General features: G+C 60.9%; 11 protein-coding genes. 10 read left to right on the plus strand and 1 reads right to left on the minus strand.

Translation table 11 applies throughout. The features are described from left to right. The first annotated feature begins 22 nt into the window (after positions 1-22). The 7 genes from PMI30_RS20300 to PMI30_RS20270 all read left to right on the plus strand — a co-directional run bounded on the left by PMI30_RS20300 (position 23) and on the right by PMI30_RS20270 (position 8,776). The gene (locus PMI30_RS20300; RefSeq protein ID WP_007907561.1) at positions 23-1,273 is read left to right on the plus strand and encodes a sarcosine oxidase subunit beta; all 1,251 of its coding nucleotides are present in this window, start codon (positions 23-25) and stop codon (positions 1,271-1,273) included. Positions 1,274-1,287: 14 nt separating this feature from the next. Continuing rightward, on the plus strand, positions 1,288-1,617 hold the full coding sequence (locus PMI30_RS20295) for a sarcosine oxidase subunit delta (protein ID WP_008008142.1): 330 nt from the start codon (positions 1,288-1,290) through the stop codon (positions 1,615-1,617). After that, positions 1,614-4,631, plus strand: coding sequence for a sarcosine oxidase subunit alpha (locus tag PMI30_RS20290; RefSeq protein ID WP_008008143.1), 3,018 nt, complete (start codon positions 1,614-1,616; stop codon positions 4,629-4,631). Before PMI30_RS20295 ends, PMI30_RS20290 begins: the two co-directional genes overlap by 4 nt. A gap of 166 nt (positions 4,632-4,797) precedes the next feature. Beyond that, entirely contained in the window at positions 4,798-5,430 is a 633-nt protein-coding gene (locus PMI30_RS20285) for a sarcosine oxidase subunit gamma (protein WP_007907568.1), read from the plus strand. A gap of 213 nt (positions 5,431-5,643) precedes the next feature. Next, entirely contained in the window at positions 5,644-6,501 is an 858-nt protein-coding gene (purU, locus tag PMI30_RS20280) for a formyltetrahydrofolate deformylase (RefSeq protein ID WP_008008144.1), read from the plus strand. A 207-nt stretch (positions 6,502-6,708) separates the two neighbouring features. Further along, a complete protein-coding gene (gene fdhA / locus PMI30_RS20275) occupies positions 6,709-7,908 on the plus strand; it encodes a formaldehyde dehydrogenase, glutathione-independent (RefSeq protein ID WP_008008145.1) in 1,200 nt (399 codons plus the stop codon). Positions 7,909-8,149: 241 nt separating this feature from the next. Continuing rightward, positions 8,150-8,776, plus strand: a complete 627-nt coding sequence (locus PMI30_RS20270) for a DUF2780 domain-containing protein (RefSeq protein WP_008008147.1) — start codon at positions 8,150-8,152, stop codon at positions 8,774-8,776. Position 8,777: 1 nt separating this feature from the next. Here the strand turns inward: PMI30_RS20270 and PMI30_RS20265 are convergent, their stop codons facing one another. Next, the gene (locus PMI30_RS20265; RefSeq protein ID WP_008008149.1) at positions 8,778-9,662 is read right to left on the minus strand and encodes an acyltransferase; all 885 of its coding nucleotides are present in this window, start codon (positions 9,660-9,662) and stop codon (positions 8,778-8,780) included. Positions 9,663-9,974: 312 nt separating this feature from the next. On the opposite strand from PMI30_RS20265, the gene rloA2 reads away from it, so the two are divergent. From rloA2 to creC, 3 genes are read left to right on the plus strand one after another with little or no spacing between them, the layout of a single operon-like run. Beyond that, a complete protein-coding gene (rloA2, locus tag PMI30_RS20260) occupies positions 9,975-10,481 on the plus strand; it encodes a retropepsin-like aspartic peptidase RloA2 (protein ID WP_008008151.1) in 507 nt (168 codons plus the stop codon). 59 nt (positions 10,482-10,540) lie between these two features. Continuing rightward, a complete protein-coding gene (gene creB / locus PMI30_RS20255) occupies positions 10,541-11,221 on the plus strand; it encodes a two-component system response regulator CreB (protein WP_008008153.1) in 681 nt (226 codons plus the stop codon). Continuing rightward, on the plus strand, positions 11,221-12,639 hold the full coding sequence (creC, locus tag PMI30_RS20250; protein ID WP_008008155.1) for a two-component system sensor histidine kinase CreC: 1,419 nt from the start codon (positions 11,221-11,223) through the stop codon (positions 12,637-12,639). The genes creB and creC overlap by 1 nt, the downstream gene beginning before the upstream one ends. Positions 12,640-12,704: the final 65 nt, after the last annotated feature.

The following is a 12,704-nucleotide window of genomic DNA, read 5'->3' on the forward strand; positions in this document are numbered from 1 at the left end:
CGCGGTTTTGGAGTAAATGACTATGCAACGCTATTCGGGCTTCGGCCTCTTCAAACACTCCCTCAGCCATCATGAAAACTGGCAGAAGATGTGGCGCACGCCGACCCCGAAAAAGGTCTATGACGTGGTCATCGTCGGCGGTGGCGGGCATGGTCTGGCGACCGCCTACTACCTGGCCAAGGAACACGGCATCACCAACGTGGCCGTGGTCGAGAAAGGCTGGCTGGGCGGCGGTAACACCGCGCGCAACACCACCATCGTTCGCTCCAACTACCTGTGGGACGAGTCGGCGCACCTGTACGAACACGCCATGAAATTGTGGGAAGGCCTGTCCCAGGACCTGAACTACAACGTGATGTTCTCCCAGCGTGGCGTTTACAACTTGTGCCACACGCTTCAAGACATTCGTGATTCCGAGCGTCGGGTCAGCGCCAACCGCCTCAACGGCGTGGACGGCGAACTGCTCGATGCCAAACAGGTAGCCGACGAGATTCCGTACCTCGACTGCTCCAAGAACACTCGCTACCCGGTGATGGGCGCAACCGTCCAGCGTCGCGGCGGCGTGGCCCGTCACGATGCCGTGGCGTGGGGCTTTGCCCGTGCCGCCGACGCACTTGGCGTGGACCTGATTCAACAAACCGAAGTGATCGGCTTCCGCAAGGAAAACGGTGTGTGCATCGGTGTTGAAACCAACAAGGGCTTCATCGGCGCCAAGCGCGTCGGTGTGGTCACCGCCGGTAACTCCGGGCACATGGCCAAGCTCGCCGGTTTCCGTCTGCCGATCGAATCGCACCCGCTGCAAGCGCTGGTGTCCGAGCCGATCAAGCCGATTATCGACAGCGTGATCATGTCCAACGCCGTACACGGTTACATCAGCCAGTCCGACAAGGGCGACCTGGTGATCGGCGCCGGTATCGACGGCTACAACGGCTACGGCCAGCGTGGTTCGTACCCGGTGATCGAGCACACCATCCAGGCCATCGTCGAGATGTTCCCGGTGTTGTCTCGCGTACGCATGAACCGTCAGTGGGGCGGCATCGTCGACACCACGCCGGACGCATGCCCGATCATCTCGAAAACCCCGGTACCGAACATGTTCTTCAACTGCGGTTGGGGCACCGGTGGCTTCAAGGCAACACCTGGCTCGGGCAACGTGTTTGCCGCGAGTCTGGCCAAGGGTGAAATGCACCCATTGGCTGCACCTTTCTCCATCGACCGTTTCCATAGCGGTGCGTTGATCGACGAACACGGCGCTGCAGCAGTCGCCCACTAACAGGAGAAATCCCTATGTTGCATATCTTCTGTCCTCACTGTGGCGAACTGCGCTCCGAAGAGGAATTCCATGCATCCGGCCAGGCGCACATCCCGCGTCCACTGGACCCGAACAGCTGCACCGACGAGGAGTGGGGCGACTACATGTTCTTCCGCGACAACCCTCGCGGTCTGCACCACGAGCTGTGGGATCACGTCGCCGGTTGCCGTCAGTACTTCAACGTCACCCGTGACACCGTGACCTACGAGATTCTCGAAACCTACAAGATCGGCGCCAAGCCGCAGTTCACCGACAAGACCGACAGCCCGAAAGCGGCCGCCACGGCTCTGGGAGAGAAGGTATGAGCCAGATCAATCGCCTGTCCAACGGCGGACGGATCGACCGCAACAAAGTGTTGAGCTTCACCTTCAACGGCCAGGTCTACAAAGGCTTTGAAGGCGACTCTCTGGCTGCAGCCTTGCTGGCCAACGGTGTCGACATCATCGGCCGCAGCTTCAAGTACTCGCGTCCGCGTGGCATCTTCGCCGCCGGTGCCGAAGAGCCGAACGCCGTGCTGCAGATCGGTGCGACCGAAGCCACGCAGATCCCGAACGTGCGCGCCACGCAACAAGCGCTGTATCAAGGCCTGGTCGCCACCAGCACCAACGGCTGGCCGAGCGTGAACAACGACATGATGGGGATTCTCGGCAAGGTCGGCGGCAAGCTGATGCCGCCGGGCTTCTACTACAAAACCTTCATGTACCCGCAATCGTTCTGGATGACCTACGAGAAGTACATCCGTAAGGCTGCCGGCCTTGGCCGCTCGCCGACCGAGAACGATCCGGACACCTACGACTACATGAACCAGCACTGCGACGTGCTGATCGTCGGCGCCGGCCCTGCGGGTCTGGCGGCTGCACTGGCGGCTGCCCGCAGCGGTGCGCGTGTGATCCTGGCCGATGAGCAGGAAGAGTTCGGCGGTAGCCTGCTTGATTCCCGCGAAAGCCTCGACGGCAAGCCTGCCACCGAGTGGGTCGCCAGCGTCATCGCCGAGCTGAAAAACACCCCGGACGTGCTGCTGTTGCCGCGCGCCACGGTCAACGGTTACCACGACCATAACTTCCTGACCATTCACGAGCGCCTCACCGATCACCTCGGTGACCGTGCCCCGATTGGCCAGGTGCGTCAGCGCATCCACCGGGTTCGCGCCAAGCGTGTAGTGCTGGCGACCGGTACTCACGAGCGTCCACTGGTTTACGGCAACAACGACGTGCCGGGCAACATGCTCGCCGGCGCTGTGTCGACTTATGTTCGTCGTTACGGCGTGGCACCGGGCAAGAAGCTCGTGCTGTCGACCAACAACGACCACGCCTACCGCGTAGCGCTGGATTGGCTCGACGCCAGCCTGCAAGTGGTCGCGATCGCCGATGCCCGCAGCAACCCGCGTGGTGCGCTGGTGGAAGAGGCACGCGCCAAAGGCATCCGCATCCTGACCGGCAGCGCCGTGATCGAGGCCCGTGGCAGCAAGCACGTCACCGCCGCTCGCGTTGCCGCGATTGATGTAAAAGCACACACCGTGACCAGCCCGGGCGAGTGGCTTGATTGCGACCTGGTTGCCAGTTCCGGCGGTTACAGCCCGGTGGTTCACTTGGCATCGCACTTGGGCGGCAAGCCGATCTGGCGTGAAGACATCCTCGGTTTCGTACCGGGCGAAGCACCGCAAAAACGCGTGTGCGTCGGTGGCATCAACGGCGTCTACGGCCTCGGCGATTCGCTGGCCGATGGTTTTGAAGGTGGTGCTCGCGCCGCCAGCGAAGCCGGTTTCGGCAAGGTCGAAGGCGTGTTGCCCAAAGCCTTGAGCCGTCTGGAAGAGCCGACTCTGGCGCTGTTCCAGGTGCCTCACGAAAAAGCCACTGCCCGTGCGCCGAAGCAATTCGTCGACCTGCAGAACGACGTCACCGCTGCCGCCATCGAACTGGCGACCCGCGAAGGCTTCGAGTCGGTCGAGCACGTCAAGCGCTACACCGCTCTGGGTTTTGGTACTGACCAGGGCAAGCTCGGCAACGTCAACGGCCTGGCCATTGCCGCCCGTTCGTTGAACGTGACCATCCCGCAGATGGGCACCACCATGTTCCGCCCGAACTACACGCCGGTGACTTTCGGCGCCGTGGCCGGTCGTCACTGTGGGCACATCTTCGAGCCGGTTCGTTTCACCGCGCTGCATCACTGGCACGTGAAAAACGGTGCTGAATTCGAAGACGTCGGTCAGTGGAAGCGTCCATGGTACTTCCCGAAAAACGGTGAAGACCTGCACGCCGCGGTAAAACGCGAATGCAAAGCGGTGCGCGACAGCGTCGGCCTGCTGGACGCTTCGACCCTGGGCAAGATCGACATCCAGGGCCCGGATTCGCGCGAGTTCCTCAATCGCATCTACACCAACGCCTGGACCAAGCTCGACGTGGGCAAGGCCCGTTACGGCCTGATGTGTAAAGAAGACGGCATGGTGTTCGACGACGGCGTGACTGCATGCCTGGCCGACAACCATTTCGTGATGACCACCACCACCGGCGGCGCTGCACGCGTGCTGCAATGGCTGGAAATCTACCACCAGACCGAATGGCCAGAGCTGAAGGTGTACTTCACTTCCGTGACGGATCACTGGGCGACCATGACCCTGTCGGGGCCGAACAGCCGCAAGCTGCTCAGCGAAGTCACCGACATCGACTTGAGCAACGAAGCCTTCCCGTTCATGACCTGGAAAGAAGGTCTGGTCGGTGGTGTGCCGGCGCGGGTGTTCCGGATTTCGTTTACCGGTGAGCTGTCGTACGAAGTCAACGTGCAGGCCGACTACGCCATGGGCGTGCTGGAAAAAATCGTCGAGGCCGGCAAGCAGTACAACCTGACCCCGTACGGCACCGAAACCATGCACGTACTGCGGGCAGAGAAGGGCTTCATCATCGTCGGTCAGGACACTGACAGCTCGATGACCCCGGACGACCTGAACATGGGCTGGTGTGTCGGTCGCACCAAACCGTTCTCGTGGATCGGCTGGCGTGGCATGAACCGCGAAGATTGTGTGCGTGATCAGCGCAAGCAGTTGGTCGGTTTGAAGCCGATCGATCCGACCAAGTGGCTGCCGGAAGGGGCGCAACTGGTGTTCAACACCAAGCAAACCATCCCGATGACCATGGTCGGTCACGTGACTTCCAGTTACCTGCACAACTCCTTGGGCTATTCGTTTGCCATGGGTGTGGTCAAGGGCGGCTTGAAGCGCATGGGTGAGCGGGTGTTCGCACCGCTGGCCGACGGCAGCGTGATCGAGGCGGAAATCGTTTCTTCGGTGTTCTTCGATCCGAAAGGCGATCGCCAGAACGTTTAATGGCCTCAGGTCCTGTGGGCTGGGCGCTGCACCGCGTTGTCTGCATCGCGAGCAGGCTCGCTCCCACAGGAGATCGCGTAACCCTTGTGGGAGCGAGCCTGCTCGCGATGGCGACAGAACAGCCACCACAAGGGCCAGAATCAACAGAATTCAAGACAGGTGCTTTATGACCGCAGCCAATGTTTACCAACAACGCCCAACCACCGGGGCCAAGGCCGAGTCGTCGCTGCATCATGCCGACCTCGCCAGCCTGGTGGGCAAGGGTCGCAAGAACGCCGGCGTGATCGTGCGTGAGAAAAAACTCCTTGGTCACCTGACCATCCGTGGCGATGGTCACGATGCCGCGTTCGCCGCCGGCGTACACAAGGCCCTCGGCCTGGAACTGCCCGCCGCGCTGACCGTGGTGATCAAAGGCGAAACCAGCCTGCAATGGATGGGGCCGGATGAATGGCTGCTGATCGTGCCGACCGGTGAAGAATTTGCTGCCGAGAAAAAGTTGCGTGAAGCGCTGGGCGACCTGCACATCCAGATCGTCAACGTCAGCGGCGGCCAGCAGATCCTCGAACTCAGCGGCCCGAACGTACGCCAGGTGCTGATGAAGTCCACCAGCTATGACGTGCACCCCAACAGCTTCCCGGTAGGCAAGGCTGTCGGCACGGTGTTCGCCAAGTCGCAATTGATGATCCGCCACACCGCCGAAGACACCTGGGAACTGCTGATTCGTCGCAGCTTCTCGGATTACTGGTGGTTGTGGTTGCAGGATGCTGCCGCCGAATACGGCCTTAGCGTTCAGGCGTAACGATCGTTCCCATCTGTGGTAAGGGAGCTTTTGTGGCGAGGGGGAGGGGGCTTGCCCCCGTTGGGCTGCGAAGCGGCCCTAAAACCTCAGAGCGCGGTTTGTCAGGCAGATTGAGTTGACTGGTTTACGACGGCTTCGCCGCCGAACGGGGGCAAGCCCCCTCGCCACAGAGTTCTCTCTGATCACAGATGTTGCAGCAGGAGTCACCGCACTATGAGCCGCGCACCAGACACATGGATTCTGACCGCCGACTGCCCTAGCGTCCTCGGCACCGTGGATGCGGTGACCCGCTTTCTGTTCGAGCAGGGCTGCTACGTCACCGAGCACCATTCCTTCGATGACCGGCTCTCGGGCCGTTTCTTCATTCGCGTGGAGTTCCGTCAGCCTGATGGCTTCGACGAGCAGGCCTTTCGCGCAGGCCTGGCGGAACGTGGTGACGCCTTCGGGATGGTCTTCGAGCTGACCCCGCCGCACCACCGGCCAAAAGTGGTGATCATGGTCTCCAAGGCCGATCACTGCCTCAACGATTTGCTCTACCGCCAGCGCATCGGCCAGTTGTCGATGGACGTGGTCGCCGTGGTTTCCAACCACCCGGACCTCAAGCCGTTGGCCGATTGGCACCAGATTCCGTACTACCATTTTCCGCTGGACCCGAACGACAAGCCGTCCCAGGAGCGTCAGGTCTGGCAGGTGATCGAAGAGTCTGGCGCCGAGTTGGTGATTCTTGCGCGCTACATGCAGGTTCTGTCGCCAGAGCTGTGCCGCAAACTCGACGGCAAGGCGATCAACATTCATCACTCCCTGCTGCCGGGTTTCAAGGGTGCCAAGCCCTATCACCAGGCCTACAACAAGGGCGTGAAACTGGTCGGCGCCACGGCGCATTACATCAACAACGACCTGGACGAAGGCCCGATCATCGCCCAGGGTGTGGAGGCGGTGGATCACAGCCATTACCCCGAAGATTTGATCGCCAAGGGGCGGGATATCGAAGGGCTGACCCTGGCGCGGGCCGTTGGTTATCACATTGAACGACGGGTGTTTTTGAACGCCAATCGCACGGTCGTTCTTTAGATCGCCTTCGCGGGCAAGCCTCGCTCCTACAGGATTGAGGTGGCTCGCAAAAACCGGGAACGACTTCAATCCCTGTAGGAGCGAGGCTTGCCCGCGAAGGGGCCCTCCCAAACAACACAAGACACACAGGCAATAACCCGAGCAATCAACGCGCCGCCGCTCCATGGCGACGCGACCGCTACATAAAAACAACAGCGAGGTGAAAGCATGTCTGGTAATCGTGGTGTGGTGTATCTCGGCGCTGGCAAGGTCGAAGTACAGAAAATCGACTATCCCAAAATGCAGGACCCGCGCGGCAGGAAGATCGAGCACGGCGTCATCCTGCGCGTAGTGTCCACCAACATCTGTGGTTCCGATCAGCACATGGTGCGCGGGCGTACCACCGCTCAGACTGGTCTGGTGCTGGGCCACGAGATCACGGGTGAAGTGATCGAGAAGGGCAGCGGTGTCGAAAACCTGCAGATCGGCGACTTGGTGTCGGTTCCTTTCAACGTTGCCTGTGGCCGTTGCCGTTCGTGCAAAGAGCAACATACTGGCGTCTGCCTGAGCGTTAACCCGGCGCGTCCGGGCGGTGCCTATGGTTACGTCGACATGGGTGACTGGACCGGTGGCCAAGCCGAATACGCGTTTGTGCCGTATGCCGACTTCAACCTGCTGAAACTTCCAGATCGCGACCGGGCCATGGAAAAAATCCGTGACCTGACCTGTCTCTCCGACATCCTGCCCACTGGTTACCACGGCGCAGTGACTGCCGGCGTTGGCCCTGGCAGCACCGTGTACATCGCCGGCGCCGGCCCGGTTGGCCTGGCAGCTGCCGCTTCCGCTCGTCTGCTGGGTGCTGCGGTGGTGATCATCGGTGACGTCAACCCGATCCGCCTGGCCCATGCCAAGGCTCAGGGTTTCGAAATCGCCGACCTGTCGACAGACACCCCACTGCACGAACAAATCGCCGCGCTGTTGGGCGAGCCAGAAGTGGATTGCGCCGTCGACGCTGTGGGCTTCGAAGCTCGCGGTCACGGCCATGCCGGCGTGAAGCACGAGGCTCCGGCCACCGTGCTCAACTCGCTGATGGGCGTGGTTCGCGTGGCGGGCAAAATCGGCATCCCTGGCCTGTACGTGACCGAAGATCCGGGTGCTGTGGACGCTGCCGCGAAAATGGGCAGCCTGAGCATTCGCTTCGGTCTGGGCTGGGCCAAATCCCACAGCTTCCACACCGGCCAGACGCCAGTGATGAAGTACAACCGCCAGCTGATGCAGGCGATCATGTGGGACCGCATCAAGATTGCTGACATCGTGGGTGTTGAAGTCATCAGCCTGGATGACGCGCCACGTGGTTATGGCGAGTTCGATGCGGGCGTGCCGAAGAAGTTTGTGATCGATCCGCACAAGTTGTTCAGCGCGGCGTAAGGCTTGGAGCAAGACGGGAAGAAGGGCGACAGTGATGTCGCCCTTTTTTATGGAGCATCGCAGCCTGCGCTTTCAGGTTCTGCCGGGTTGTTCACAGGCCTGTTCGGCGGGAGCGGGCGTGCCATTCATCGTATGGATTCGGGGTTCCACGACCAGGGGGGAACATGCCAGCAGATGCCCGGTCAAATCGGCAGTTTTGCTGCCCTGCCGGGTGGTTCTCATGGCACAAGAGGATGTCTGGATGAACGTTTCACGCGGTTTTGCGCTGGCATCGCTCATGGCTGTTGCTTCGTTGACGACGCTGGCCGCGAGCCCGGCCTTTGCACAGTTCAGCCTCAGCGATGCGGCCAATGCGGTTACGGCGATGCAGGGTAACGAGGACGATGAGAGCGACGAGAGCGATGACGCCGTGGCGGCGCTACCCAAGGCTGCCGGTTTGCTCACTACCCTGGGGTCGCAGCTCAACGTTACGCCGGAACAGGCCGTGGGTGGTGCTGGTGCGATGCTGGGGCTGGCCAGGAACCAACTCAGCGGCCAGGACTTCACCGAACTGAGCAAAAATGTGCCGGGCCTCGATCAGATCGCCGGCAACAGCGCCATCAGTGGCTTGAGCGGGCTGGGAGGGCTGGGTGGGCTGCTCGGCGGTGGTGTCGACAAGAACCCTTTGCTCAATGGTTTGCTGGGTAACGTCAAGGACACCAAGGACCTGAACAACGCGTTCAGTGCCCTGGGCATGGACACCGGCATGATCGGCCTGTTTGCCCCGGTGATTCTGCAATACCTCGGTCAGCAAGGCGTCGCCGGTTCGCTGCTGCAAAACCTTGGCGGAATCTGGGGCACCGGCCTCGGCACCGGCATAGGTAGCTGAGTCAGCCCTCGGCGCGCAGTGCCTTGATGCGCCGGTCCTTCTCGATCCAGAGCTGGTTGACCCAGTTCTGGACGTGTTCGCGAAACACCGGATCGTTTTCGTAATCGCCTTGCCACAGCGCCGGGTCCAGTTCGCGTGTCTGGATGTCGATGATGATCCTGGGCACATTGCCGCTGATCAAATCCCAGAACCCTGGAATCTTCTGCTGCGGGTACACCACCGTCACATCGAGAATGGCATCCAGCTGTTCGCCCATCGCCGCCAGCACAAAAGCCACGCCGCCAGCCTTGGGCTTGAGCAGGTGGGTGAAGGGTGATTGCTGCTGGGCGCTTTTCGCCGCGGTGTAGCGGGTGCCTTCCAGGTAATTGACCACTGTCACTGGTTGGCGCTTGTACAACTCGCAGGCTTCTCTGGTGATCTCCAGGTCCTTGCCGGCCAGCTCCGGGTTTTTTGCCAGAAACGCCTTGGTGTAGCGCTTCATGAACGGATAGTCCAACGCCCACCAGGCCAGGCCCAGGAACGGCACCCAGATCAGTTCTTTCTTGAGGAAGAATTTGAAAAACGGTGTGCGCCGGTTAAGTGTCTGGATCAGCGCCGGGATGTCGACCCACGATTGATGGTTACCGATCACCAGATACGAGGTGTCGCGGCGTAAATCATCGCCGCCGCGGATGTCCCATTGGGTGGGAATGCACAGTCGGAAGATCAGTTTGTCGATTTCGGCCCAGGTTTCGGCAATCCACATCACCGCCGCCGAGGCATCATCGCGAAAGCGCCCGGGCAAGAGCAGTTTCAGCAGGGCGAACACCATCAAAGGCCCGAACAGCACCAGGGTGTTAAGCAACAGCAGCAGGGTAACGAAACGGCCGGTGAGCAGGCGGCGCATAAGTAACTCTTGAAAGCGTTTGGGCGCGCCATGATAAGCAGCTTCAGGCGACAGGCCAAATCGGTGGTGACGAATGTTTCACGTTTGCGGCGATATGCTTGAGCGAATTTGAATGGGTCAGGTTGTTGTATTGATTGATCTGGCCTCTTCGCGGGCAAGCCTCGCTCCTACAGAGTTCCTGTCATATGCACTATCGCGCACGACACATATCTGTAGGAGCGAGGCTTGCCCGCGAAGCGATTTCAAGAACGAACGAATTCAAAGGCAGGGGTTCTAAAATCCCGCTGCCCACTCTTCAAGGAAGCCCCCTACGTGAAATCTCTCCTTGCACTGCTTTCCCTCGTGGCCCTGCCGGTCCTGGCCGCTGAGCCGACCCTGTACGGGCGTTACGAATACATCGCGCTGCCGGAAATCGGCGGCGAAGTCCTTAAGGCCAAAATGGACACCGGCGCCCTGACCGCGTCCCTGTCGGCCAAAGACATCGAAACCTTCACCCGTGACGGCGACGAGTGGGTGCGTTTTCGCCTCGCCACCAAAGGCGCGAGCAACAAGGTCTACGAACACAAGGTCGCGCGAATCAGCAAGATCAAGACCCGCTCCGAAGAAGACGAGGATGACAAGGAGGTGATCGAACCCACCAAGCGTCCGGTGGTCGATCTGGAACTGTGCCTGGGCAACGTAAAGCGCACTGTCGAAGTCAACCTGACCGACCGCAGCAGCTTCAATTACCCACTGCTGATCGGCGCCAAAGCATTGCGTGAATTCGGTGCGGCGGTGAACCCGGCACGGCGTTTCACGGCAGACAAACCCGACTGCTGATTGACGGCGAATCAGCCTTGGGGCACCGTTCGCCCACTTAACTAGCGGGCTCGGACGCCATGCCTCATATCCTGATTGTCGAAGACGAAGCGGCGATTGCCGACACCCTGATTTTCGCCTTGCAGGGCGAGGGCTTCACCACCACCTGGTTGAGCCTTGGCGCAGCGGCGCTCGAGCATCAGCGCGCCACGCCGGCCGACCTGATCATCCTCGATATCGGCTTGCCAGACATCAGCGGCTTTGAGACCTGCAAGCAATTGCGGCGTTTCAGCGAAGTGCCGGTGATGTTCCTCAGCGCCCGTGATGCAGAGATCGACCGCGTGGTGGGCCTGGAGATCGGCGCCGACGACTACGTGGTCAAGCCGTTCAGCCCCCGGGAAGTGGCGGCGCGGGTCCGGGCGATTCTCAAGCGCATGGCGCCACGACCGGTGGCGGAGGTGGCGTCAGCGTTGTTTCGCATCGACAGCGAGCGGGTGCAGATCAGCTATCGCAACCAGCCGCTGAGCCTGACTCGCCATGAGTTTCGTTTGCTGCAATGCCTGCTGGAACAACCTGAGCGAGTCTTCAGCCGCGAGCAATTGCTCGATGCGTTGGGTGTGGCCGCCGATGCCGGCTACGAGCGCAGCATCGACAGCCACATCAAGAGCGTGCGCGCCAAATTGCGCCAGGTGAAGGCTGACGCCGAGCCGATCCAGACCCATCGCGGCCTCGGTTACAGCTACAGCCCGGGGCACAGCTGATGCCACTGGGGATCCGGATTTTTCTGGTCTACGTGCTGTTCATCGGCCTGACCGGCTACTTCGTGCTCAACACCGTGATGGAAGAAATCCGCCCCGGCGTGCGTCAGTCCACCGAAGAGACCCTGGTCGACACCGCCAACCTGCTGGCCGAGATCCTGCGGGACGACTTCAAGGCCGGCACCCTCAGCCAGAACCGCTGGCCCGAGTTGCTCAAGGCTTACGGTGAACGGCAACCGAAGGCGAAAATCTGGGGAATGCCGAAGAATCAGGTCAACCACCGGATTTACGTGACCGATGCCAAGGGCATCGTGGTGCTGGATTCCAGTGGCATCGCTGTAGGTCAGGACTACTCGCGCTGGAACGACGTCTACCTGACCCTGCGCGGGGAGTACGGCGCGCGTTCGACGCGCAGCAACCCGGATGATTCGAACTCGTCGGTGATGCACGTCGGGGCACCGATTCGCGACAACGGTCAGATCATCGGCGTGGTGACGGTGGCCAAGCCCAACAGCTCGCTGCAGCCTTACGTTGATCGCACCGAGCGGCGATTGCTGATTTATGGCGCCGGGTTGATTGGCCTTGGTTTGCTGTTCGGTGCGCTGTTGTCGTGGTGGCTGAGCGCGGCGCTGCGGCGGTTGACGGCGTATGCCCAGGCCGTCAGCGAAGGTCGTCGGGTCGAGGTGCCGCATTATCGTGGCGGCGAGCTGGAACAACTGGCCACGGCGGTGGAGCAGATGCGCACGCAGCTCGAAGGCAAAGCCTATGTCGAGCGTTATGTACACACCCTGACCCATGAATTGAAAAGCCCGCTGGCGGCGATTCGTGGCGCGGCGGAGTTACTGCAAGGTGAGATGCCGCTGGCTCAGCAGCAGCGTTTCGTCAGCAACATCGACAGCGAAAGTGCGCGCATGCAGCAGTTGATCGAACGACTGTTGAACCTCGCGCAAGTGGAACAGCGCCAAGGTCTGGAAGAGCGGGTGGCCGTGCCGTTGGCGGGTTTGGTGGATGAACTGTTAAGCGCGCAAGCGGCACGAATCGAAGGCAAGCAGTTGCGTGTGGAACTGCAAATTGCAGCGGATCTGAACCTGCTCGGTGAGCCGTTTCTGTTGCGTCAGGCGCTGGGCAATCTGCTGGAGAATGCCTTGGACTTCACCCCGCCTCATGGCGTGCTGCGCTTGCGCGCCGAACGAGTCGGTGAACAGATTGAGTTCAGGCTGTTCAACCAGGCCGAGGCGATTCCCGACTATGCATTGCCGCGCTTGAGCGAGCGTTTCTACTCACTGCCGCGTCCGGACAGTGGGCGCAAAAGCACGGGGCTGGGGCTTAACTTCGTTGAAGAAGTGGTCAAGTTGCATGGCGGTGCGATGAGTGTCGGTAATGTCGATGGCGGTGTAGAGGTCTCGTTGCGCCTGCCTTAGGATCGAGCGCGGCCATCGCGAGCAGGCTCGCTCCCACATGGGATTTGAGGCGTACACAAAAGATA

Source organism: Pseudomonas sp. GM50, from assembly GCF_000282375.1.
GTDB lineage: Bacteria > Pseudomonadota > Gammaproteobacteria > Pseudomonadales > Pseudomonadaceae > Aquipseudomonas.